Here is a 26,990-nt window from a genome sequence, read left to right as displayed (position 1 = left end):
GCGGGTTCCGCCTCTTGCATTTTGCGAGCTCGGATACGGACGTGGCTACGCATTCGGCGGCTGCGGAGACCCAACAGGGTGGCACTATTGTGAAACGCTTCGATGTCAGGCAACAGCCCACTCGAGTTTCGGACGTAGAGCTGTTTCCTCTCTCCGCCGCGCAGCGTGCGACCTGGTTTGCGCAGCAACTCGAGCCGAAGGTGCCGATTTCGATAGCGCACTACGTCGAGTTGCGTGGAGCCCTCGATGTCGACCTGCTGCGCAGGGAAACCCGGACGGTCGCACGGGAGTTTCAGTCGCCCTTGCTCAAAGTGCTCGAGGTCGACGGCCAGCCGATGCAGTACGTGGACAACTCGATGGAGATCCCGGTCGAGCTCATCGATTTCCGTGACTACGACGATCCGATGGTCGCTGCACACGAGTGGATGCAGCGGGATTATCAGACCACTCTTGATCTCGGAATTGATCGACTGGTCGAGACCTCGGTGCTCTGCGTGGGTGAGCTGCACTATTTGTGGTACAGCCGAATTCATCATGTCGCACTCGACGGATTTGGTGCGATGACGCTGATGAATCGTATTGCGCACCGATATTCGGCAGCAGTCTCCGGAGGCGAACCGGATCCGAATCGCGCTGCGCCACTACGCAAGCTGTACGACATCGACAGTCGCTACCGGTCGTCGGATCGGTTTGCCGCCGATCGCGAGTACTGGGCGGAGAGGAACTCAGGCGGTACCGGTTCAGCCCTGGCGGCCGGGCACGAACCGGCAGTCGCTGCGAGCAAACTCCAGAGCGCTGTGCTGTCCGGGGAATCGTCTGCCGAACTCCTGGAATCCGAAGGTCAGGCGGCTACGATCATCGGAGCGCTGGCCTGTTATTTGGCACGTCTCACTGCGAAAAGCACTGTCCTGGTGCAAGTTCCGATGTCAGGCCGGACGACGGCGGTACTGCGCGAGTCCGGCGGCATGATGGTCAATGTTGCGCCGCTGTCCATCTCGGTCGACGAAGGGGATACCGTCGCCGAACTCGTGTCCCGGGTTCAGCGTGAGTTGATGGGCGCACTACGCCATCAGCGCTGCAGTCTCGAAGACATTCGCCGCGACATCGGTGTCAGTACAAATGGTGTGAGCAGCGATGACGCATTGGCCGGGCCGATGGTCAACGTCATGATGTTCCGACAAGAAGTTCAGCTCGGCGCGATGGTGGGTGAATACCACATCGTCACCTCGGGGCCGGTGGAAGATCTCCTGGTCAACGTGTATCCGAGCGCGGATCAACTGTTCGTCGACTTCCGGGCGAATCCGAACAGGTACGCGGATTCGGTGTTGCGTACGCATCACGGGCAGTTCGTCGAACTGCTGGAAGAACTGATCGCGGCGGCTCCGGATGTGCGGCTTGCGACCATTCACGACCGCTCCTTCCGCACTGGCGTGAAACTGCGCCGTGAGGCCGAGCAACTCGAGTACTGGAAGAACCAGTTCGCGGGGATGCCCGAATTGCTGAGTCTCCCGTCCGACCGAATTCGACCCGCGGCGCAGTCGTTGAACGGCGATCGGGTTGACGTTCGGATCAGCGCTGAGACACATCAGCACCTGATCGCGCTGGCTCAGGAACACAACACCACAATGTTCGAGGTGCTGCACGCTGGGTTCGCGCTCTTGACGAGCCGCCTGTCCGGTGCGCTCGATGTAGCGGTCGGGACGCCGGTGTCGGCAGGATCGAACATCGTCGTGTTGCGCAACCAGGTGGCACCGGATAAGTCCTTCTCGCGACTGTTGGGCCAGTTTGTCGAGGTCGACGCGGAAGCGTTCGAGCGCGCCGATATACCGTTTGATCGGTTGGTGGGGGAGCTGGAGGTCAAGCAATCCCCTGCGTATTCGCCTGTTGTCCAAGTGTTGTTCGAGAGCGGCCTCGAGCGCGGCCTCGAGACCGGCACTGCCGCGGAGGAGACTGGCAACGGTATCGGCCGATTCGACCTACGGGTATCTGCGGAAGAAACGTTCAGCGACGACGCCGCACCGTCCGGCATCAATGTGACGCTGGGGTTTGCCACCGATCTGTTCGATGCCGACACTGTGGCTCGTCTCGGAATTCGATACCGAACAATTCTGGAGGCGGTCACCGCCGACCCTGAGACGGTGGTCGGTGACATAGGCATTCTCTCCGAGGACGAACGGGGAGCGCTCCTTCCGGTCCACACCGCGCCGGGACGTTCGCAGCGCACCCTGCCGGAGTTGTTCGATGCGGCTGCGCGGGCGCATCCCGACGGTATCGCGCTGTCGTATCAGGGCGCCTCGGTAACCTATCGAGAACTCGACGAACGTTCGAACCAGTTGGCGCGCGTGTTGGCTGCCCGCGGCATCGGATCGGAAGATCGTGTGGCGCTGGGTATGACACGCTCGGTGGAGTCGGTCCTGGCCATGCTCGCCGTGGCAAAGTCCGGTGCGGCATTTGTTCCCGTGGATCCGACGTATCCGACTGAACGAATTCAACACATGCTGATGGACTCCGGCGCTGTCGTGGGGTTGACCGTTTCCGCTGAGCAATCGTCATTGCCGAATTCGATTCCGTGGATGATTCTCGATGACAACACCTTTCGTGATCATTGCGCGGCGATGCCGATTTCGGCAGTCACCGACGCCGAGCGAGCGCGACCACTTCGTCGCGAGAATCCCGCGTACGTGGTCTACACCTCGGGTTCCACGGGGCGACCGAAAGGCGTGTCGGTCACCCACACTGGACTGGACGGCTTTGCTGCTGAGCAACTTTCACGGTTCGGTGCTACACCGAACTCTCGAACGCTGCATTTCTCGACCCCGAGCTTCGATGCGTCGATCTTCGAGTATCTTCAGGCGTTCGGGGCCGCAGCCACCATGGTGATCGCTCCGCGCACGATCTACGGCGGCGAGGAGTTGGCCCGCTTCCTGAAAACCGAACGGGTCACCCACGGATTCATCACCACCGCCGCACTCGGATCAACACCCGCCGACGGCCTTCCCGACTTTCAGGATGTTGTGTTCGGCGGTGAGGCATGCCCGCCGGAGCTGGTGCAGCGGTGGTCTCCTGGTCGCAGGTTGTGCAATGCCTACGGGCCGACCGAGGCGACAGTCATGGCGAATATCAGTGCGCCGATGTCGCCGACGGGACCGATCACTCTGGGTGGCCCGCTTCGCGGGTGTGTCGAAGTTGTCCTCGATTCGAGGTTGAATCCCGTCCCGGACGGTGTTGCCGGTGAGCTCTACATTTCTGGTGAGGCCCTCGCTCGCGGGTATCACGGAAAACCGGCATTGACCACAGAACGGTTTGTGGCCAGCCCCTTTGGCCATCCTGGTGACAGGATGTACCGGACTGGAGATGTGGTGCGCCGCCGCGGCGGCACGCTCGAATACGTCGGTCGCAGCGACTTTCAGGTGAAGGTCCGCGGGTTCCGCATCGAACTGGGTGAAATCGACACTCTCCTGCTTGCTCATCCGCGGGTGCGGACTGCTGTAACCGTGGCACGAACCGCGCCGTCAGGCGATACGGTGCTCGTCTCGTATGTTGTGCCCGCCGACGGGCAGGTGCTGTCGCCCGCCGACCTGACGGAATACGTGGGGGAACATCTGCCAACGTATATGGTGCCGGCGGCGATCGTGTTGCGCGACGAGTTGCCGATGACGCCGGTGGGGAAGCTTGATCGTGCGGCGTTGCCAGCGCCACAATTTCTGCGCGGCGCCGGCGAATTCCGTGCTCCGCTCGACCCGCTGGAGCAAGTTGTTGCACAGATCTTCTCCGATGTCCTCGGGGTTGAACGGATTGGCCTGGGCGACAGCTTCTTTGATCTCGGCGGAAACTCCCTTGTGGCAACCAGGCTGATCGCTCGGGTCAACGCGGCAGAGGGGGTCGACCTTGGTGTACGGAGTCTGTTCGAGGCTCCCACCGTTGACGCGTTGGCGGTCGAGATTCGCGGTGCGCGGACCGCCGCTCGCTCCGGCCGTCCGAATCTGAACGCGCAACCGCGTCCCGGCAGAGTCCCTGTTTCGCTTGCGCAACAACGTATGTGGTTCGTCAATCAGTTCGACGTATCGTCGGCCGCGTACAACATTCCGATGGTGGTGCGGCTGGCTGGAACGTTGGATGTAGATGCGCTCCGGGCCGCAATGACAGACGTGATCAACCGCCACGAGTCGCTCCGCACCGTGTATCCGGCGTCGGTGGACGGTCCTCTTCAAGTTATTGTTCCGCCGGCGCAGGTGATCCCGGAGTTGATTCCGCTTGTCGACGTCACGCGCTCCTCGTTGGATGCGCGGATTTCCGAACTTGCCGCTCGGGGTTTCGACGTGAGTGCCGATGTGCCCGTTCGCAGTGCGTTGTTTCGGATCAGTCCCGATGAGCATGTCCTGGTTCTTGTGGTACACCACATTTCGGCGGACGGAGCATCCCTGGCACCGCTCGCCCGCGACCTCACGGCGGCATACGCGGCGCGAGCGGCGAAGCAGGATCCGAATTGGCTCCCACTACCGGTGCAGTACGCGGACTACAGCCTGTGGCAACAGGGTGTTCTCGGCCTCGACGACGATCCGGGCAGCGTCATGTCCGCACAGTTGGGGTACTGGAAGTCGACGCTGTCCGGCGTCCCCGCCGCTATCGACTTACCGCTGGATCGGCCGCGGCCGGCGCAGCGATCGCTGCGCGGTGAGACCGTCGAGTTCTCGGTTCCCGCGGAATTGCACAGTGAAGTCCTCGAACTTGCGCGCCGGCACAACGCCACAGTGTTCATGGTGATGCATGCTGTGCTTGCGGTGATGTCGGCGCGGCTGAGCGCATCGGCAGACATAGCAATCGGGACACCGACAGGAGGTCGTGGTGAGGAGGCACTCGACGACCTGGTCGGGATGTTCGTCAACACACTGGTGCTGCGGACGGCCGTACATTCTGCCGCGACCTTCGAACAAGTACTGGCCGGCGTCCGTGAGGTGGATTTGGCGGCGTTCGGCCACACGGAGGTGCCCTTCGAGAGTGTCGTCGAAGCATTGGCTCCGGAACGCTCGACGTCGCAATCACCGCTCTTCCAGATCTTGCTGGAGTTCCAGAACACGGTCGCGCCCCACCTGGAACTCCCGGGCCTCACAGTGGACGTCGTACCGGTCGATTCCGGCGTCGCCAAATTCGATCTGCAGTTGACGCTTGCGGAACGCCGTGACGACATGGGGTCGGCAGCAGGCTTTGCGGCGTCGTTCACGTACGCGTCGGACATCTTCGATCGGGACACGGTCGCAGGCTTCGGGGAGCAGTTCGTTCGAATTCTGAGCGCTGTAGTAGCGGATTCGAACACCCCTGTCGGTGATGTAGACGTGGTCGATTCGCGTGAGCGCGACGTGGTTGTGGGGGTGTGGAACGAGACGGATCGACCGATTCCGTCGGTGACGTTGGCTGATCTGTTCGACGGGCAGGTTTTACGGACACCGAATGCGCCCGCTGTTGTGTTCGACGGAACGGTGCTGTCGTATCGGGAGTTCGGTGAGCGGGTGAATCGGCTGGCCCGATTCCTGATTTCGGTGGGTGTTGGTCCGGAATCGCGAGTGGGTGTCGCTATTTCTCGTTCGGTAGAGTTGTTGGTATCGGTGTATGCCGTGCTCGAAGCAGGTGGGGCGTATGTCGCGATCGATCCGGGCCAGCCACCGGACCGGGTGGGGTTTGTGGTGGGCGCCGCGGATCCCGTGGTGGTGCTGACAACTTCGGGTGAAGGTTCGGTATTGCCCGCCGGTGTGTTCGTCGTCGAGTTGGATCATGTTGATGTGAGTGAGTTTTCGAGTTCACCGGTGACAGATTGTGACCGGCTGACTCCACTGCGGCCGGAACATGCGGCGTATGTCATGTTCACGTCGGGATCGACGGGTCGGCCGAAAGGTGTTGTGGTTCCGCACGCGGGAGTAGTCAACCGCCTGCTGTGGATGCAGGATCGCTACCCTTTGGACGCCAGTGACGTGGTGCTACAGAAAACGCCGGCGACGTTCGACGTCTCGGTGTGGGAGTTGCTGTGGCCGTTGCAGGTTGGCGCGCGGTTGGTCATCGCAGAACCGGGTGGGCATCGTGATCCGGCATATCTCGCGGGCGTGATTGTCGACCAGTCGGTGACAGTGGTGCATTTTGTGCCGTCGATGTTGGAGGTGTTTGTTGCCGAGGCGTCGGCGGCGCGGTGTTCAGGTATCCGGCGAGTGTTTGTATCGGGTGAGGCGCTGGCGCCGGGGACTGCGCGGCGGATGCGTGAGTTGATTCCCGGTGCCGGGCTACACAACTTGTACGGTCCGACGGAGGCGTCGGTGGATGTGACGTCCCACGAGGTCAGCGATTTCGACACGACAGTAGTGCCCATCGGTGCGCCGGTGTGGAACACCACGGTGTACGTGCTGGACGGGCGCCTGCATCCGGTGCCGGTGGGTGTTGTGGGCGAGTTGTATCTCGGTGGGGTGCAGTTGGCTCGGGGGTATTTGGGGCGGGCTGATTTGACGGCGGATCGGTTTGTGGCGGATCCGTTCGGGGCGAACGGTGAGCGGTTGTATCGGACTGGGGATCTGGTGCGGTGGGTGTGGAGTGGTATTGCGGGGTCGAGCGGAGTGAGGGGGAATGCTGCTGCTTTGGGTGAGTTGGAGTACGTCGGCCGCAGTGATTTCCAGGTCAAGCTGCGTGGTCAGCGGGTAGAACTCGGAGAGGTCGAGGCAACGCTGGCCCGGTACGACGGGGTAGCGCAGGCGGTAGTGGCACTGCGGTCGGGGGTCGCGGGCGATTATCTCGCCGGGTTTGTGGTTCCCCTGCCAGGGGCGACAGTTGACGAGCGAATGATCTTGGAGCGGGCCGCCGCCGAGCTTCCGGGGTTCATGGTGCCGTCGGTGCTGGTGGTGATGGACGAGTTGCCGGTGACGGCAAATGGAAAGTTGGATCGGAAAGCGCTGCCGGAAACAGATTTCGAATCCGGTGCTGCCGGATATCTTGCACCGCGCAATCCGATCGAGGACATTGTCGCCACTGTATTTGCGGATCTACTCGGAGTCGCGAAAGTAGGTACGCACGACAATTTCTTCGACCTCGGCGGGAACTCGCTGATCGCCACGAGGTTGGTCGCGAGGATCAATGCCGTGGTCGGGGACAGGATAGGAGTGCGGGACGTATTCGACGCTCCGATCGTCGCGGATTTGGCGGCATTGGCGCAGTCGAATGACGGTGTGGAATCCAGACCGCCGCTGAAGCCGCGGGGTGGTACTGCGGAAGTCCCACTGTCGCTGGCGCAACAGCGGATGTGGTTTGTCAATCAGTTCGACACGTCGTCGTCGGCGTACAACGTCGCGTTTGCGTTGAGGTTGGACGGCGCGCTCGATATCAGTGCGCTGCAGGCAGCTTTTGGTGACGTCGTCGAACGACATGAGGCAGTGCGCACAATCTTTCCGCTCACCGATGACGGCCCACACCAAGTGGTCGTGTCTACTGCGAGTGCAGTGCCTGACCTTGATCCCATTGCAGTGTCCGGTGACGCAGAGCTTCGCGAGAAGTGCGTGCAGGTGCTGGCCGAAGGCTTCGACGTGACAGAGCAGGTCCCGCTGCGTGCCGGTCTGTTCCGGCTCGAAGGAAAGGCGGCTTCTCATGTCCTGGCAGTAGTGGTGCACCACATTGCTGCCGACGGTTTCTCGATGGCGCCGCTGGCCCGAGATGTCATGGGCGCGTATTCGTCACGTGTGCTGGGTTCGGCACCGGACTGGGCACCACTCGAGGTTCAGTACGCCGACTACACGTTGTGGCAACGCGAGTGGCTGGGTTCGGAATCCGATGAGCAGTCGCTGATGTCGACGCAGCTGGCGTACTGGAGCAACACGCTCTCTGACCTGCCCGAGGTGTTGGAGATTCCCACCGCCCGTCCGCGTCCCGCTGTTCGTTCGCTTCGCGGCGGACACGTCCCGTTTTCGATAGATCCCGAGGTTCATGCGGGCGTGGTGGCGCTGTCGCGGGAATACAACGTCACGGTGTTCATGGTTGTGCACGCGGTGTTGGCGGCAATGTTGGCGCGGTTGACTGATGCCGACGATATCGCCGTCGGCACACCGATCGCGGGTCGTGGTGAGAGGGAGCTCGACGACGTCGTGGGCATGTTCGTCAACACGCTTGTCCTGCGCACCACGATCGACACGGGCGCGACATTCGCCGAATTGCTCCACACCGTCCGGGAAGCTGATCTGGGTGCATTCACGCATGCGGAAGTTCCCTTCGAACGTGTTGTGGAAGTGGTGAATCCCTCACGGTCGACCGCGCATTCTCCGCTCTTCCAGGTCATGCTGGAGTTCCAGGACATCGAGCGTCCGACCTTGGAACTTCCCGATCTGCAGGTCAACAGTGTCGATGTCGAGATCGACACCACCAATTTCGATCTGCAATTGACAGTGTCGGAACGCGTGGACGCCGACGGTAACCCAGCTGGCATGGATGCAAAGTTCGGTTATGCCACAGACCTTTTCGACAGTGATTCTGCCTTGACGTTTGCGCGGCGGCTGCAGCGAATCCTCGTCAGTGTCACCGCTGATCCATCTGCAAGGGTCGGAGATATCGATATCCTCGACGCTGGTGAACGTGACGACCTGACCCCGGTTCGAGGTAAGGAGGGAGTGGACCCGCACACGCTGCCGGATCTGTTGGCAGCTGCAACCGCTCACGATCCGAATGCTGTTGCGCTGATCTATGACACGCGTGAGGTCAAGTACCACGAACTCGACAAACGCTCGAATCAATTGGCCCGCATGCTGATCGAGTACGGTATCGGGCCCGAGAACGTAGTTGCACTATGCGTGCCGCGATCCGTCGAGTCCATCCTGGCGCTGTGGGCTGTGGCCAAGACGGGTGCCGCGTTCCTTCCCATCGATCCACATCATCCCTCTGCGCGGATCGAATACATGCTGACCGACTCCAGCGCAGTGTGGGGCGTGACCGGGGCGGCGCACCACGCCACCCTTCCCGCTGTCGTGCCCTGGTTGGTACTGGATGAACCGGGCTTCGACGAACGACTGTCGTCCTACCCGTCGTCGGGGATCAGCGATGAGGAGCGGACATCGACGATTCGGATCGATAATCCGGCGTACTTGATCTATACCTCCGGGTCGACCGGCACACCCAAGGGCGTCGTTACGACACACCGCGGTCTGCACAGCTTTGCCGTTCAGGAGCGCGAAACATTCGGAACCACAACGCAGTCGCGGACACTGCACTTTGCGTCGCCCAGCTTTGACGCATCGATCCTCGAATTGTTGTTGGCGACCGGTGCCGGCGCCACGATGGTGATTGCGCCGCCGTCCGTGTACGGCGGAACCGCTTTGGCGGAACTGCTCGAATCCGAGCGGGTCACGCATTGTTTTGTCACTCCGGTGGCACTGGCGTCGGTTGAACCGGCAGGTCTGTCTTCGCTCGAATGCGTGGTGACGGGTGGGGAGTCTTGCCCGCCCGAACTGGTGGCACGATGGGCGCCGGGTCGGCGGATGTTCAACGCCTACGGACCGACCGAGACGACAGTAGTATCGAGTATCAGTGAGCCCCTTGCGCCCTCGGACCCGGTCACCATCGGTGCCCCCACGCGCGGTTTCACTGAAGTTGTGCTCGATACGCGGCTTCAGCCGGTACCGGTGGGTGTTGCCGGCGAGTTGTATCTTGCCGGTCCGGCTCTAGCACGTGGCTATCACGGGCGGTTCCGCCTGAGCGCCGAACGTTTTGTGGCCGACCCCTTCGGCCCGGGCGGAACGCGCATGTACCGCACCGGCGATCGGGTGCGGTGGTCGTCAGATGGGCAATTGGAGTACCTCGGGCGCACTGATTCACAAGTGAAGATTCGTGGTTTCCGCATCGAACTCGGCGAAGTCGAATCGGCGCTCACTGCGCACGAGGACGTGGCTCAGGCCGTTACCGACGTATGGAACGGTGACGGCAGCGGCGACCGGTTGATCGGTTACGTGGTGCCCGAACCTGGCGCGATAATCGACTCGAAAGAAGTTCTCGACGTCGCCGCTGGGCGACTGGCGTCGTACATGGTCCCGGCGACGCTGGTGATACTCGGATCTCTTCCCCTCACGGTTCACGGGAAACTTGACCGCGCGGCGCTGCCGGAGCCTGACTTCTCGGCCGCGGCGACACCGGATCGACCACCGCGAACCGAGACCGAGGCGTTGCTTGCCGGACTGTTCAGCGAGGTACTCGGACTGGAATCGGTGGGCGTCCACGATTCTTTCTTCGCGCTCGGCGGGGACAGCATCATGTCCATCCAATTGGTAGCCCGCGCAAAGGCTGCCGGTGTGATCCTTAGTCCCCGAGATGTTTTTGATCACAGAACCGTTGCAGCGCTTGCTGAATCGGCGCGATTCGACGGTGACGACGCGGATGCCCTCGACGAGTTGCCCGGTGGCGGTGTCGGTTTCCTGCCCGTTACCCCGGTCGCGTCGTGGATGCTCGAACGCAGCGGCGGCCAACTCGACCGATTCTCTCAAGCCTTGCTGCTGGCAGCGCCAGCCGGCCTCACGCAGAACGTTCTTGCTCTCGCAGTCCAGGAAGTGCTTGACCACCACGACATACTTCGGGCGCGTCTGATCGTGGACAACAGTGCACACCGGGACATGGCAAGACCTGGCATGGAGGTGCTGCCGCCAGGTTCGATCACGGCGGACGCAGTGATCAGTCGGGTGCTCGTCGACACGGTTGACGGGGATAATTTTGCTGCCTTGGCCGCCGCGGAACTCGAGGCCGCTGCCGACCTTCTGGATCCGGCCACCGGCGGCCTGCTGCGCATTGTCTGGTTCGACGCCCCGAATGCCAACGGCCGACTCCTTGTGGTGATTCATCACCTCGCGGTGGACGGCGTCTCGTGGCGCATCCTCGTCGCGGATCTTGCGTCGGCAGTGGGACAAGTCCAGGCCGGTGAAACGCCTTCTCTCGCGCCCGTGGGTACGTCGATGCGACGCTGGTCTCATGGCCTGCGCGAACGCGACCGCAGCAGTGAAATCGACCTGTGGACGAGCATCCTGGACGGCCCCGATCCGTTGATCGGGTCGCGTCCACTCGATCCCACTATCGACGTCGAAGCGAGTGTTGGCACCGTCACCGTCGACGTGCCGCCAGCCGTTACACGTAGTCTGCTCACCACATTGCCGACGGCTGTTCACGGCAGCGTTGGCGACGGGTTGCTTGCCGCCGCGGCGCTGGCTCTCGTCAGTTGGCGGCGTCAACAGGGCACTGTTGCGGCAGACGCGCTGATCACACTCGAGGGACACGGCCGCGAGGAAAATGCAGTCCCCGGCGCGGAGCTTTCCCGCACCGTCGGATGGTTCACCACCGTGTATCCGGTGCGGCTGGATCTCGGCGGGATCGATGTCGACGATGCGCTGGCCGGTGGTCGTGCCGCCGGGCAGTCGGTCAAAGCCGTCAAGGAGCAGTTGCGTGCGATCCCGGATCACGGCATCGGCTACGGAATGCTGCGATACCTCGGCGTCGAGGGAGCGTCGCTCAGCCAATATGGTTCTCCTCAAGTCAGTTTCAACTATCTGGGACGAGTGAGCACCTCCGACGGAACGCAAGACTGGCTACCGGTCGCGGGCAGCAGAGAGCTCGGTGGGACGCAGAACCACACCATGCCGGTCGCGTCCGTGATCGACATCAACGCTGCCGTCGAGGACGGTCCGGACGGTCCGCATCTGACCGCGACGTTCACCTACCCGACCGGTGTGATCAACGAGGACGAAGTCGCGGTGTTTGCCGAACTGTGGCGTCGTGGCCTCGAAGGCCTTGCTACTTACACGTCACTGCCGGGAGCGGGTGGGCTCACCCCGTCCGATGTTCCACTTGTGTCGGTGAGCCAGCAGCAGATCGAATCTTGGGAGGAGCGATTCCCCACAGTGCGCGACGTGTGGTCGCTCTCGCCGCTGCAGGAGGGGTTGCTCTTTCACGCCGCGGTGGCCGCAGAAACCGTGGACGTGTATACCGCACAGCTGTGCATCGAGTTGGAAGGTTCCGTCGATGCGGGGCGCCTGCGTTCCGCTGCAGCAGGTTTGGTGGCCCGTCACCCGAATCTGCGTACCGCGTTCGTCTACGGAAGCGACGGTGCTGCCGCTCAAGTGGTTGTCGACGACGTGGAGATTCCGTGGCAGGAGGTGGATCTGACCGGATACGGATCGGCCGCCGACGAGGAATTGCGACGCTACCTCGACGCGGATCGCAGTGCCCGGTTCAATCTCGACTCACCTCCGTTGCTGCGTCTGACTCTGCTGCGAACTGCACCCGATCGATCAGTGCTTGCGGTGACAAACCATCACATCATCCTCGACGGTTGGTCGATGCCCTTGCTGGTGCGCGAGCTTCTGACGCGGTACGCCGCCGACGGAACCCCGGTGGATCTGCCGGAGTCTGCTTCGTACCGCAATTATCTGACCTGGTTGGCACATCGGGATTCCGAAGCGTCAGCACAGGCGTGGGAACATGCGCTGCGCGGTGTCACCGAGCCGACGTTGCTGGCGCCTTCCGCGCCTGGCGGGCACCGGGCTGTGCCGGCCGAGGTCGACATCGACCTGCCCGCTTCGGTGCTCGATGCCCTGACTGCCACGGCCCAGCGCAGCGGGGTCACGATGAACACAGTGATTCAGGCTGCGTGGGGTGTTCTACTGTCCCGCTTACTCTCTCGTGACGACATCGTATTCGGCGCCACTGTCTCGGGGCGATCACCGGAACTGCCCGGTGTGGAAAACATGCTGGGGTTGTTCATCAACACGTTGCCCGTGCGAGTGCAGGTAGATCCTGACGAGACCTGCGCACAGTTGCTGGTTCGGATGCAGGAGGAGCAGGCCGCTCTTCTCGATCATCACGAGGTGGGGCTCGGTGAGATTCAGGCCCGCGTCGGTGTGGGCAACCTGTTCGACACGCTGTCGGTATTCGAGTCGTACCCGGTCGACACGTCAGGGCTGGATGATGACGTGGACATCGCCGGTATGCGGGTGACGGGGTTGGATGCTCGCGACGCGACGCACTACCCGCTGACCCTGCTCTCGATCCTCGAACCCCGGTTGCGTCTGAGCCTGCGCTATCAACCATCGATCTTCGACGCCGCGACAGTCCACCTGTACGCCGATCGGTTGACGAGGATTCTCGAAACGATTGCTCTCGACGACTCAACACCGGTCGCTGAAGTCGACATCTTTGCCGACGGTGAACGGGAGTTGGTGCTGGATGAGTGGAATGCGACGGAGCATCGCGTGCCCGCTGCGACCTTGGTGGATCTATTCGACGCACAGGTGGCACGCACTCCGGACGCTGGTGCGGTGGTGATAGATGGCTCAGTGTTGACGTACGCGGAGTTCGATGCGCGCGTGAACCGACTAGCGCGACTGCTGATCGGTGCAGGCGTGGGTCCGGAGTCGCGGGTGGGTGTTGCGGTGTCTCGGTCGCTGGAGATGCTGGTGGCAATCTACGCCGTGGGGAAGGCCGGCGGGGCGTACGTTCCGATCGACCCCGATCAACCTGCGGAGCGCGTCGCATATGTGGTGGGAGCGGTTGATCCGGTGCTGGTGCTCTCCACCGCTGCCGAGCGGGCTGTGCTGCCCGGGGGCATGACGGTCGTGGAGCTGGATCATGTTGACGTATCGGAGTATTCGCCGGATACGGTACGCGAGTGCGAGCGGATTTCGCCGCTGCGACCGGAGCATCCGGCGTATGTGATGTTCACATCGGGATCGACGGGCCGGCCGAAGGGTGTGGTGGTTCCACACGAGGGTGTGGTGAATCGGTTGCTGTGGATGCAGGATCGGTATCCATTGGACGTCGGTGACGTCGTGCTACAGAAGACGCCGGCGACGTTCGACGTCTCGGTGTGGGAGTTGTTCTGGCCGTTGCAGGTTGGCGCTCGACTGGTGATCGCCGAACCTGGTGGGCATCGTGATCCGGTGTATCTCGGCCGGGTGATCCGCGACGAGTCGGTGACGACGGTGCATTTTGTGCCGTCGATGTTGGAGGCGTTTCTCGCCGGCGCAGATGTCGGCGGTTGTGACACGCTGAGGCGGGTGTTTACCAGTGGTGAGGCGCTGGCAGCATCGACGGCGGCGCGTCTGCTGAGGTGCAGTGATGCAGAATTGCACAACTTGTACGGTCCGACAGAGGCGTCGGTGGACGTGACATCCCACGAGGTCAGCGAACTCGACACGACAGTAGTGCCCATCGGTGCGCCCGTGTGGAACACCACGGTGTACGTGCTGGACGGGCGCTTGCATCCGGTGCCGGTGGGGGTTGTGGGGGAGTTGTATCTCGGTGGTGTGCAGTTGGCTCGGAGCTATTGGGGGCGGGCTGATTTGACGGCGGATCGGTTTGTGGCGGATCCGTTCGGGGCGAACGGTGAGCGGTTGTATCGGACTGGGGATCTGGTGCGGTGGGTGCGGAGTGGTATTGCGGGGTCGAGCGGAGTGAGGGGGAATGTTGCTGCTTTGGGTGAGTTGGAGTACGTCGGGCGCAGTGATTTCCAGGTGAAGTTGCGGGGCCAGCGGATCGAATTGGGGGAAATCGAGGCAGTAATGGCGCGCCAGGAGGGGGTTGCGCAGGCGGTAGTGGTTCTCCGAAACGGCGACCCCGGGGATTTCCTCGCTGCCTATGTTGTTGCCGCGCAAGGCCTAACGCTGGTCGAACGAGAAGTGCTCGACGCGGCAGCGCAGGATCTACCTGCGTACATGGTGCCGTCGGTGGTGACAGTGCTAGCGGCACTACCGGTGACCGGGAACGGCAAGCTGGACCGAAAAGCCCTGCCGGAACCTGAATTTGCCGCAGTGGTGTATCGAGCTCCGAGCACACCGGCACAGGAAGTAGTCGCGCAGGCTTTTGCCGACGTGATCGGCGTTGATCGCGTCGGCGCCGACGACAGTTTCTTTGCACTCGGCGGCGATTCGCTCAGTGCTACCCGAGCAGTGGGACGGATCAACAGTGCGTTGAACACCGAATTGGGCGTGGCCGGGTTGTTCGACACACCAGTGGTTTCCGCGCTTGCTGCCAGGCTCGAGTCGACTGCACGAACCGAACTCACCCAACCCGCACTGGCGGCGCGGGCGAGGCCCGATCGAATCCCGTTGTCTGTCGCTCAGGCCCGGATGTGGTTCGTCAACCAGTTCGACACGTCCTCGTCGGCTTACAACATCCCGGTTGTCCTGCAGTTGGACGGCGCACTGGATGTGGAGGCTCTGCGTGCGGCGCTGGGCGATGTGCTGGACCGGCATGAGTCCTTGCGTACAGTGTTCCCGGGTTCTGCGGACGGACCGCGTCAGCTGATACTCGAATCCTCGGATGTCGCGCCGGACCTTCGTCCGATTCCCGCACTCGATCAGGAACTTCACGATGTGATCGAGGGCTTCATCGGCACGGGATTCGACGTCACCACGGATCTTCCGATCCGAGTGCAGTTGCTGCGACTGGCTCCCGAGCGGCACGTTCTTGCCATTGTCGCTCACCACATCTCGGCTGACGGATTCTCGATGACACCGCTTGCCCGGGATGTCATGCTCGCGTACACCGCTCGCGCGCAAGACCAGAGGCCCCAGTGGGCGCCGTTGTCCGTGCAGTACGCCGACTACAGCCTATGGCAGCGGGAGGTTCTGGGCACGGAGCAACAATCGGAGTCGGTGGTCGCCGATCAGCTCGAATACTGGACCGCAGCGTTGGCAGGCATCCCCGAGGTCATGCCGTTGCCCTTGGATCGCCCGAGGCCGATTCAGCGGTCCACCGAAGGTTCCGTGATCCCGTTCGACATTCCTCTCAGCGTGCATCGTGAACTGGTCGAGATTGCGCATCAGAGTAATTCGACGTTGTTCATGGTGATGCACGCAGCGCTGGCAGCGCTGTTGGCACGGTTGTCTGGCTCGGGTGACGTTGCGGTGGGGACGCCGGTCGCAGGCCGGGGTGAAGCATTGCTCGACGACGTGGTGGGGATGTTCGTCAATACGCTGGTGCTTCGAACCCCGGTATCGCCGGGATCTTCCTTTGCAGACGTGCTGAGTGTGGTGCGATCAGTGGATCTCGGGGCGTTCGGGCATGCGGATATCCCCTTCGAGAGGCTGGTGGACGAGCTTGCACCAGAACGGTCTACGTCGCATACGCCTCTGTTTCAGGTGGTCATCGAATTCCAGAACGCCAGCCACCTGCGACTCGAACTACCTGAGTTGACTGTCCGCGAACTCGACGTCGATCTGGACGTGGCAAAATTCGACTTGCAACTCAGTCTCATCGAGCGGGTCGACGGGCACGGGTCGCCGGCCGGGATCAGCGCCGGGTTCCGCTATGCAAGTGACGTTTTCGATCAGGCATCGATTCAACGTATGGCAGAGCGATTTGAGCGTGTGATCGCAACCGTGGCCGAGGACCCCTCGGTTGCGGTAGGTGATATCGACATACTGCTGCCGACAGAACGCGAGCGTGTGCTCCTGGACCCGAACCGCCGGGGCGTTGGTGTCGGACCGATGTCACTGGTGGATCTGTTCGATCGGTCGGTGGCGTCGGCGGGTGATGCGGTTGCGGTGAGCTGCGACGGCAATGCGGTGACGTACCGCGAACTCGACGGGCGGGCGAACCGACTCGCGAGGCTGTTGGTGGCGCGGGGAGTGGGCGCGGAAACTCTGGTAGCCGTGGCTATGACGCGATCTGTCGATCTTGTTGTGGCACTGCTGGCTGTAGTGAAGGCGGGTGCGGGCTACCTCCCGGTGGATGTGGCTTCTCCGGCGCAGCGACTGGAATTCCTGTTGAGTGATGCCGCGCCGGCCTGCGCTCTCACCACAATCGAAGACTGCGGCGCATTGGAGTCTTCGATTGTCCCCATGATCGTGGTGGACAGCGACGATACTGTGACTGCGCTGCAACAGTTTTCGCCCCTTCCGGTCACGGATGCCGACCGCCTGCGTCCGTTGCATCCCGATTCGGTGGCGTATGTGATCTATACGTCGGGCTCTACCGGACGGCCGAAGGGCGTGCAGGTAGCGCACTGCAACGTGGTCACATTGCTGGCAAACACCCAGGCGCTGTACAAATTCGGCGAAAATGATGTATGGACGATGTTCCATTCCGCCGCGTTCGATTTCTCGGTCTGGGAAATGTGGGGTGCCCTTGCCCACGGTGGCCGCCTGGTGTTGGTCGACTACTTCACTGCCCGCTCACCGGAGGCGTTCCTCGAACTCCTGCAGCGCGAACGCGTCACCGTGCTCAATCAGACCCCGACGGCCTTCTATCAACTGGCGCAGGCAGACCGCCTGGCCGGCGAACCCGACTTGTCGTTGCGGTACGTGATCTTCGGCGGGGAAGCCCTCGATTTCGCGCAGTTGGAACGCTGGTACTCGCGACGCGGCGACACCGCCCCGACTTTGGTCAACATGTACGGCATCACGGAAACGACGGTGCATGTCAGCTACCTACCTCTGGATCACGACCTTGTGCGCGACGTATCCGCATCGGTGATCGGCCCGGCATTGCCCGGCCTCCGCGTTTACCTGCTCGATGATCGGCTGCATCCGGTGCCACCGGGCGTGGCCGGCGAGATGTACGTCTCAGGCACGCAGATCACCCGTGGTTATCTCGGTCGGTTCGGACTCACGTCGGCACGATTTGTGCCGGACCCCTTCACACCTGGGGCGCGTATGTACCGGTCCGGCGACCTGGCGCGATGGAATGCGCATGGCCAGTTGGAGTATCTCGGCCGCAACGATCAACAGGTGCAGGTGAAGGGTTACCGGATCGAACTCGGCGAGGTCGAGTCGGCATTGCTCGCCGGCGCTGGGGTGACGCAGGCTGCGGCGGTGGCACGCGGTGACCGGTTGGTGGGCTACGTTGTGCCGGAAGTCGGCGCGGTGATCGACCCGGTTGCGCTACTCGATCAGGCCGCGGAGGGTTTGGCATCTCACATGGTGCCGTCGGTTGTCGTGGTCCTGGATCAACTGCCCCTGACCGGGAATGGGAAGCTCGACCGAAAAGCTCTGCCGGAACCAGACTTCGGGCAACAGGTGCGGGTGAGTCGAGCTGCGGGTTCCGAGAACGAACGCATTCTCGTCGACCTGTTTGCCGAAGTTCTGGGACTAGGCACAGTAGGCGTCGACGATTCGTTCTTCACCTTGGGCGGCGACAGCATCATGTCGATCCAGTTGGTGACCCGTGCCAAAGCAGCCGGAGTTCTGATCACACCGCGAGACGTGTTCGAGCGTAAAACCGTTGCGGCGCTGGCCCAGACAGCGCGAACGAGTGGCGACGAAGTTGTTCTGGACGAACTGCCAGGCGGCGGTGTCGGCGAGATCGCGTTGACCCCGATCGCGGCGTGGATGTTCGAGCGTGGCGGCGATTTCCGCCGATACTCGCAGTCTGCACTCTTCACGGTTCCGGGGAACATGGATGAAGACACTCTGACGACGGCCGTGCAGGTAGTCCTGGACCGGCACGACGTTTTGCGGTCGCGGCTACACCACACCGAGCACGGCTATTCACTAGAGGTGATGGGCCAAGGTTCGGTGAAGGCATCCGCGGTGGTTCGGCGGGTTCCGACCGCCCCTGAAGCAACCACGGCCACGGATACAGCGAGGGAACTTGATGCGGCAGTGGGGCGGTTGGACCCGGAGTCGGGTGTCATGGTGCAGATTGTGTGGCTCGACGCCGGTCCGGATCGAGAGGGCCGCTTGTTGTTTGCCGTCCATCATCTGGTGATGGACGGCGTGTCCTGGCGAATATTGATCCCCGACCTTGCCTTTGCTTGTGCTCAGGTTCAGGCCGGTGTCGAGCCGGCCCCAGCGCCGGTGGGAACGTCGATGCGCCGGTGGTCGCATGCACTGGTCGACGCCGCCCACGATCCGCACCGCGCTGGTGAACTCGACTTCTGGCGACAGACACTCACCGGTCCCGATCCAGCGCTGGGTACACGGGCACTGACACCGCGGGACACCGGAGCCGGCGCCGCGGATATCGAGGTGCGAGTGCCCATTGCGTTGACCGAGAGCCTGCTCGTGGCGGTGCCGCAGGCATTTCACGGCAGTGTTGCCGACGGATTGTTGACTGCGCTGAGCCTGGCATTAATCCGGTGGCGTCGTGACCGCGGTATCGCACATGCGGACGCATTGCTCAATCTCGAAGGTCACGGCCGCGAAGAGCACGTCGTACCCGGTGCAGATCTTGCCCGCACTATCGGATGGTTCACGACGATCTTCCCGGTTCGTCTCGATCTGAACGGCGTGGATCTAGACGACGCGTATGCCGGCGGTCCGTCCATGGGCAATGCGATCAAGACGGTGAAGGAACAGCTTCGCGCAATTCCCGAGCGCGGCATCGGTTTTGGGTTGCTCCGATATCTGAACAGTGAAACGGCCAGTCAGCTTTCTCCGCTACCCGATCCGCAGATCAGCTTCAACTACCACGGACGGCTAGGCAGTGCCGGCATGGACAGTTCAGCGGGCTGGGCGCCGATTGACGATGGTGCACTACGCGACGCGACAACGGCAGACCTGCCGCTGGCTGTTGTCGTCGATATCAATGCGATGGCAATCGACACCGATGACGGTCCGGTACTGAGCTCCACCTGGACGTATCCTCCCGGCGTGCTCACCAGCGAAGACGTACAACAACTTACCCAGCTGTGGTTGGAAGCCCTTGCTGCGCTCGGTGCGTACGCGGCATCGAGTGGTGGGTTCACCCCGTCCGACTTCGATCTTGTCGACCTTCGACAGGATGCGATCGAAGACCTCGAAAGGCGTTGCGCGGACCTGGCTGACGTCTGGCCACTCTCGCCGTTGCAATCGGGGCTCCTCTTCCATGCCGAACTGGCAGACGAGTCCGCCCAGGATCTCGAGTCAGCCCACAACCACGAATCTGTCGACGCCTACCTGGTGCAAGTGGCGCTCGACCTTGTAGGCGACGTGGATTCCGATCGGTTGCACCGTGCCGCTGCCACACTGCTCGACAGGCATGCCAACCTTCGCACCGCTTTTCTGCACGACGTGGACGGACAGGCCGTGCAGGTCGTTGGGCGCCATGTGCCACCTCCGTGGCGCGAGGTTGATCTCACGGCCGGTGGCGAGCAGAACCTCGAACAGGTTCTGGCGCAGGACAGGTCGACGCCGTTCGACATGACACAACCGCCGCTGATCCGGTTCACACTGATCAAGATCACAGCGAGTACGTACACGCTGGTGATCACCAACCATCACATCCTGCTCGACGGCTGGTCGATGCCCTTGCTGGTCAAAGAACTGTTGACGTTGTATGCCGTCGACAGTGACGCGTCGGCACTGCCACGCACCCGCGGGTACCGCGACTACCTCGACTGGATGAGTCGCCGCGATCACGGTGACTTGCGAGACGCCTGGGCCCGGGCTCTCTCCGGGGTGGACGGCCCAACCCTCCTCACTCCCGTGGATCGGGCGCGTCGGCTGTCCACCGTGGCGGCGGAGTGGGAGTTCGATGTCGGTGAAAAGGGGACTACGCGTCTGCGCGATGTTGCGCGTTCGCGCGGACTGACAATCAACACGTTGGTGCAGGTGTCGTGGGGGATCGTGCTTGCCACGCTGACCGGTCGTGACGACGTGCTGTTCGGTGCCACAGTGTCGGGCCGGCCGCCCGAATTGGGTGGCATCGAAACGATGATCGGACTGTTCATCAACACACTTCCCGTTCGGATCAGTCTGCGCACCGACGAGACGCTGGGTGAATTGCTCGATCGGGTTCAGGTTGAGCAGGCAGCGTTGTTGGATCATCACTACCTCGGACTCGCGGAGATCCAGGACGTCGGTGGTCCGGAGATCGGATTCGATACGTTGACCGTGTTCGAGTCGTATCCGGTTGACCGCGAAGGATTGTCGACCGACACCGATATCGCCGGAATGAGAGTCACCGGTGTAGAGGCCAAGGACGCCGCTCACTATCCGCTGAGTCTGGTCGCGTCGGTCGACACCAAGTTGCACCTCAAATTCGAGTACCTTCCCGACGTTTTCGGTCCGGATGCAGTCGAATCCATGGCGCGGCGCCTGCATCAAGTGCTCGACGCGTGTGTTCGCCCAGACCTACCTCTGGCCGCCGTATCGTTGTTGACCGACAGCGAGCGCAGCGAACTGGTGCCGGTCCGTGGCTCCAGTGGCGGTTCGATTCGCACTTTGCCGGAGATCTTCGACGACGCCGCCACGCGTGATCCGGACGCGCTCGCCGTCGTGTCGGAGGACGGCGACATGAGCTTCGAGGAGTTGGACCGACGCTCGAATCGAGTTGCCCGATTGCTGATCTCGCGTGGCGTTGGCCCGGAGAACTCTGTGGCGGTGGGGATTTCGCGCTCTCTCGATTCGGTGCTGTCGATAGTGGCGGTGGCAAAAACCGGCGCCGCGTTTGTGCCGATCGATCCGAACTATCCGGACGAGCGCATCTCCCACATGCTCGCAGATTCGGGAGTGAGCCTGGGTGTCACCACTGCCGATCATCACGATCGTCTCCCGGGAACCGCGCGCTGGCTGGTTCTCGACCACCCCGATTTCGTGGGCGAATGCGAGGAACACTCCGGGGCGCCGGTGACAGATGCCGACCGAATCCGTCCGATCAGGATGGATAGCGCCGCGTACGTCGTGTACACCTCAGGGTCCACCGGCCTGCCCAAAGGTGTGGTGGTCACGCACCGCGGGCTCGACAACTTCGCCCGTGATCAGATCGACAGGTTCTCGGCGGGCCCCCGATCTCGAACCTTGCACTTCTCGACGCCGAGTTTCGACGGGTCGCTGTTCGAATATCTGCAGGCGTTCGGCGCGGGCGCGACGATGGTAATTGCGCCACCAGACGTCTACGGCGGTGAGGAACTCGCCCGTCTGTTGGCCGAGCAGGACGTCAGCCACGCTTTTATCACCACCGCGGCGCTGGCATCCCTCGATCCGGCTGGGCTCGAACATCTTTCGGACCTCGTGGTCGGCGGTGAGGCCTGCCCGCCCGACCTGGTCACTCGCTGGGCGCCAGGGCGTCGGTTGCACAACGCGTACGGGCCGACCGAAACGACGATCATGTCCAACATCAGCGCACCGATGGTGCCTGGCGACCGGATCACCATCGGTGGACCTATCCGTGGCGTGAGTGAACTCGTACTCGACGCTCGGCTGCAACCGGTGCCGGTGGGCGTGCCAGGCGAGCTCTACCTGGCCGGGGCCGGATTGGCGCGTGGATATCATCGGCGACCAGGGCTGAGCGCCGAACGTTTTGTTGCCAATCCCGCCGATCCGGGAGCGCGCATGTACCGCACCGGAGATATCGTGCGCTGGACTCCGCAAAAGGGCATCGAGTACGTCGGTCGCAGTGACTTCCAGGTCAAGGTTCGTGGTTTCCGCATCGAACCTGGTGAAATCGACGGTGCACTCATGGCGCAGCCCCAGGTCGGATTTTCGGTCACGATCGCGCACCGTGGCTCAGCCGGCGACACCCTGCTCGCCTCGTACGTCGTACCGGCCGCTGGAGGTGCGCTCGACGGCGAGGTTCTCACGCGGGCGTTGTCCGCGAGCTTGCCCTCGCACATGGTTCCCTCCTCGATCACAGTGCTGGAGCGCATTCCGCTGACAGCAGTGGGCAAGCTCGACCGTTCAGCCTTGCCCATCCCCGACGCCCTGTCACGGACCAGGCCCTTCCGAGAGCCGACGGGGTTTGTTGCGCAATCAGTTGCGGAAGTCTTTGCCGATGTACTCGGCCTCGAACGGGTGGGTGCCGACGACGATTTCTTCGAACTCGGTGGCAATTCGCTCAGTGCAACTCGGGTCACAGCCAGGCTCCGGACTGTGCTCGGTGTTGACAGCGGAGTGCGGGATCTCTTCGAAGCGTCGACCGTCGACGGTCTGGCCTCGCGCATCGAGCAACTGCGTACAACTGAGCCACTGGGTACCGCAGAATCCGGGCGTGCGCCCCTTGCTGCACGCACCCGGCCGGGAGACATTCCACTCTCGTTCGCTCAACAGCGAATGTGGTTTGTCAATCAGCTCGACACCAGTTCTCCCGCATACAACATTCCGATCGTGGTCCGGTTGAGCGGCAAACTCGATGTGGCGGCGCTGGATTCGGCGGTGTCCGATCTGGTTGCCCGGCACGAGTCGCTGCGAACGATGTTCCCCATCCACGGCGCTGCACCCGTCCAGCAGATACTCCCGACCGAGAATGCGGTGGAGACTCTGCTGCCTCACCGCGTTGCGGACGAGCACGAACTGCATGACGAGCTTGCCCGTCTGGTATCGGCGGGATTCGATGTCACCGCGCGTATTCCGTTGCGAGTCGCCCTGTTTGAGCTCACTGACACCGAACACGTTCTGGCCGTTGTGGTACATCATATTTCGGCCGACGGTTTCTCGATGTCCCCGCTTGTTCGGGACGTGATGACGGCGTATCAGGCGCGCACCAGCGGTGCCGCGCCGGACTGGGCGCCGTTGCCGGTGCAGTACGCAGATTACGCGTTGTGGCAACGAGAGGTACTCGGTGATGATGACGACCCGGAGTCGATAATCGGAGAGCAGCTTGCCTATTGGCGCGACGCGCTGGCCGGTACCCCGGATCTTCTCGAACTGCCGCTCGATCGTGACCGGCCGGCGCAGCAGACCTTCCACGGCGCTCGTGTGCACTTCACTATTGGGCGCGACCTTCATCGCCGCATCCGGGAGCTGTCGCGCCGGCATCAGTCCACCGAGTTCATGACTGTGCACGCTGCGCTCGCGATCCTGCTGGCGCGTCTCGGCAGCACTGACGATGTGGTGATCGGAACGCCCATCGCCGGCCGGGGGGATCGCGCTCTCGACGACCTGATCGGCATGTTTGTCGGCACGCTGGCTCTGCGAACGAAAGTCGAACCTGCGCACTCGTTCCGCGCGCTGGCAGCGCATTGCCGTGAAGTTGATCTCGGTGCCTTTGCCCATGCAGACGTCCCCTTCGAGCGAGTGGTCGACACGATCGGTCCGAGCAGGTCGACGGCGTATGCACCGATTGCCTCGGTGTCGCTCGAATTCCAGAACAACGATCGGCCGGTGCTGACACTGCCGGAGTTGGAAGTCGGAGGACTCGACCCCGAGCTCGACGTAGTCAAGGTAGACCTCGAATTCCTGCTGGCGGAGGAATTCGACGACGATGGTGCGCCGACGGGGATGAGCGGTGCCGTCGACTTTGCCACAGACCTCTTCGACACGGAGACCGTTGCCGGGTTTGCCGACATGTTCGCACGCATTCTGGAATCCGTCACCGAGAACCCGGACCTGCCGATCGGCGATATTCCGCTGCTGGGCGAGATGGATCGTCGCATGATGGTGCCGGCGCTCGGAGAGCCGGCAGTGCAACCTGAGTTGTGGCCCGAGTTGCTCACGACCGCCGCGGCGTTCGACCCGGATTCGGTGGCGTTGACCTACGAAGGTCGCCACGTCAGTTATCGCGAACTCGACGAATGGTCCAACAGAGTGGCCAGGGTCTTGCGAGCGCGTGGAGTTGGTCCGGAAACCTTTGTGGCATTGGGGATGCCGCGGTCGATCGAATCCGTCGTGTCGATCTGGTCGGTGACAAAGGCAGGAGCGGCGTTTGTGCCTGTCGATCCCGCATACCCGCGCGAGCGTATCGACTACATGCTCGCCGATTGCCGTGCTTCGGTCGGGCTCACAGTAGCGGGCAGTCGAGGTCGACTACCCGATACGGTTCCCTGGCTGGTACTTGACGACGTGGATTTTGCGGAGCGTGTGGCCGCGGAATCGGCGGACGAGGTCACCGATCGGGATCGTACGTGCCCGCTGCATCTCGAACATCCGGCCTATCTCATCTACACCTCGGGTTCGACCGGAAAGCCGAAGGGTGTCAACGTCACTCATCGCGGGTTGGCGAACCTTACCGCTGAAACGCGGGAACGATTCGACGTCACTCATGATTCGCGGGTATCGCAATTGGCTTCTCCGAGCTTCGACGCGTCTGTGTTCGAGTTGATGATGGCCTTCAGTGCGTCGGCGCGTGTGGTGATCGTTCCGCCCGCAGTGTTCGGCGGCAGTGAATTGGCCGACCTGCTTCGCGACGAGGAGGTCACCCATGCCACCATCACGCCCACCGCGCTGGCGGCATTGGGTGACAACGGCTTCGAGTCGCTGCACGTCCTCGATTTGGTGGGGGAGGCCTGCCCGCCAGATGTAGTTGCGCAATGGGCGCCCGGTCGTAGCCTGCACAACGGGTACGGACCGACGGAAACTACAGTTCAGGCCAGCGTCAGCGCACCGATGCGGCCAGGAGAAGGGGTGAACATCGGGGCCCCTGCGCTAGGTTTCGGCTTCCTTGTCCTCGACGAGCGACTGCAGCCCGTCCCGTTGGGTGTTCACGGCGAGTTGTACATCATCGGACCCGGCATGGCGCGCGGTTACCACAATCGAACCGTCCTCACCTCGGAACGGTTTGTCGCGTGCCCGTACGGTGAGCCGGGGCGCCGGATGTACCGAACCGGAGACGTGGTCCGGTGGCGCGAGTCGGCGAACACCGGGGCGGGAAATGGAGTTGGCCACACGCTCGAGTACATCGGACGTAGCGACTTCCAGGTCAAGGTTCGAGGGTTCCGTATCGAACTCGGCGAAATCGATGCCGTTCTCGTGCGTCATCCGTCGGTGGACTTTGCCGCCACCATCGGTCATACCGCTCCATCGGGTGACACCGTTCTCGCGTCGTACGTGCGAGCAGTGGACGGGCACCAGGTGGAGCCCGTAGACCTACGCGCCTTCACCGCGGAGCGGTTGCCGTCGCACATGGTGCCGTCTGCGGTGGTGGTACTCGATCGCATCCCGATGACGCCGGTGGGTAAGCTCGATCGAAAAGCCTTGCCTGCACCGGAATTCGGGTCGATTGGTGCCGAGTATCACGCACCGACCACTAAAACCGAACACGCCGTCGTGGACGCTTTTGTCGAGGTTCTCGGAGTAGATCGGGTGGGTACCGCCGACAGTTTCTTCGACTTGGGCGGCAATTCGCTCATCGCGACCAGAATAGTTACCGCCCTGCATGCCCGATTGGATCGCAGGATTCCGCTTCAATGGATGTTCCTCGACCCCACGCCGGCGGGGATCGCCAGGCGCCTCGATATCCCGACAGCGAGCAGCGACCTGGAAGAGGCTCTTGCCGTGGTGATTCCGCTACGCGCCGAGGGGAGCGGTAGGCCGTTGTTCTGCGTGCATCCCGGAATCGGATTGTCTTGGGGTTACGCGGGTTTGGTGCAGTACCTACCGCCAGATCGGCCCGTGTACGGGTTGCAGTTGCCGACGATCAGCGACGACGGCGACTACCGGTCGATCGAACAACTCGCGAACCGCTATGTAGAGGAGATCGAGGCCATCGCGCCCAACGGTCCGTACGATTTGCTCGGCTGGTCGCTCGGCGGGGTCATCGCACACGCCATGGCTGTCGAACTTCAATTGTCGGGTCGTGAGGTCGCCACATTGGCTGTCATGGACAGTTATCCCGACAACGGTGAGGTGGCACCGCAGGGCGGACTCGATGTTCGAGATCTGTTGCGCGGACTCGGATTGGAGATCGAATCGGGAGGTGAGATGACTTTCGAACACGCCGCTGCACTGTTGGACGAGTCGCTCGGGACCGAGACCGGGATACGCGGAAAAGACCTCGAACGGATTGCCGCGGGATACGAGAACTCGCAGCGGATCGGTCATCAATTCGTCCCGCAAGTGTACGACGGGAACCTGCTCATCTTCCCGGCCACAGGTGATGGGGACAGCGATACTCGGGAGCGGTCACCGCAGGAATGGAAGCCGCTCGTGACCGGGAGGATCGACGAGGTACCTGTCGACTGTTCCCATAACGAGATGATCGAACCGCAGGCCATGACCATCATCGGGCCGGCACTGGCACGCGCGCTTTCCGCTGATTCCTGAACCCGTGTGCATACGGTACTGATCGGGTGATGTTTTCGGATTGGACTGTGGGGGAATGACACAAGAGCGACCATCCCGTTTTCGGGCACCGCAATCGAG

General features: G+C 62.5%; 1 protein-coding gene. It reads left to right on the top strand.

What is annotated here, in order from left to right:
* Nucleotides 1-89: 89 nt before the first annotated feature.
* Nucleotides 90-26,891, top strand: coding sequence for a non-ribosomal peptide synthase/polyketide synthase (locus tag EEB13_RS00625; RefSeq protein WP_141485500.1), 26,802 nt, complete (start codon nt 90-92; stop codon nt 26,889-26,891).
* Nucleotides 26,892-26,990: the final 99 nt, after the last annotated feature.

Source organism: Rhodococcus sp. WS3 (assembly GCF_003797085.1).
Taxonomy (GTDB): Bacteria; Actinomycetota; Actinomycetes; order Mycobacteriales; family Mycobacteriaceae; genus Rhodococcus_F; species Rhodococcus_F globerula.
Note: the sequence above shows the minus strand (reverse complement) of the source record. Positions and strands in the feature narration are given on the sequence as shown.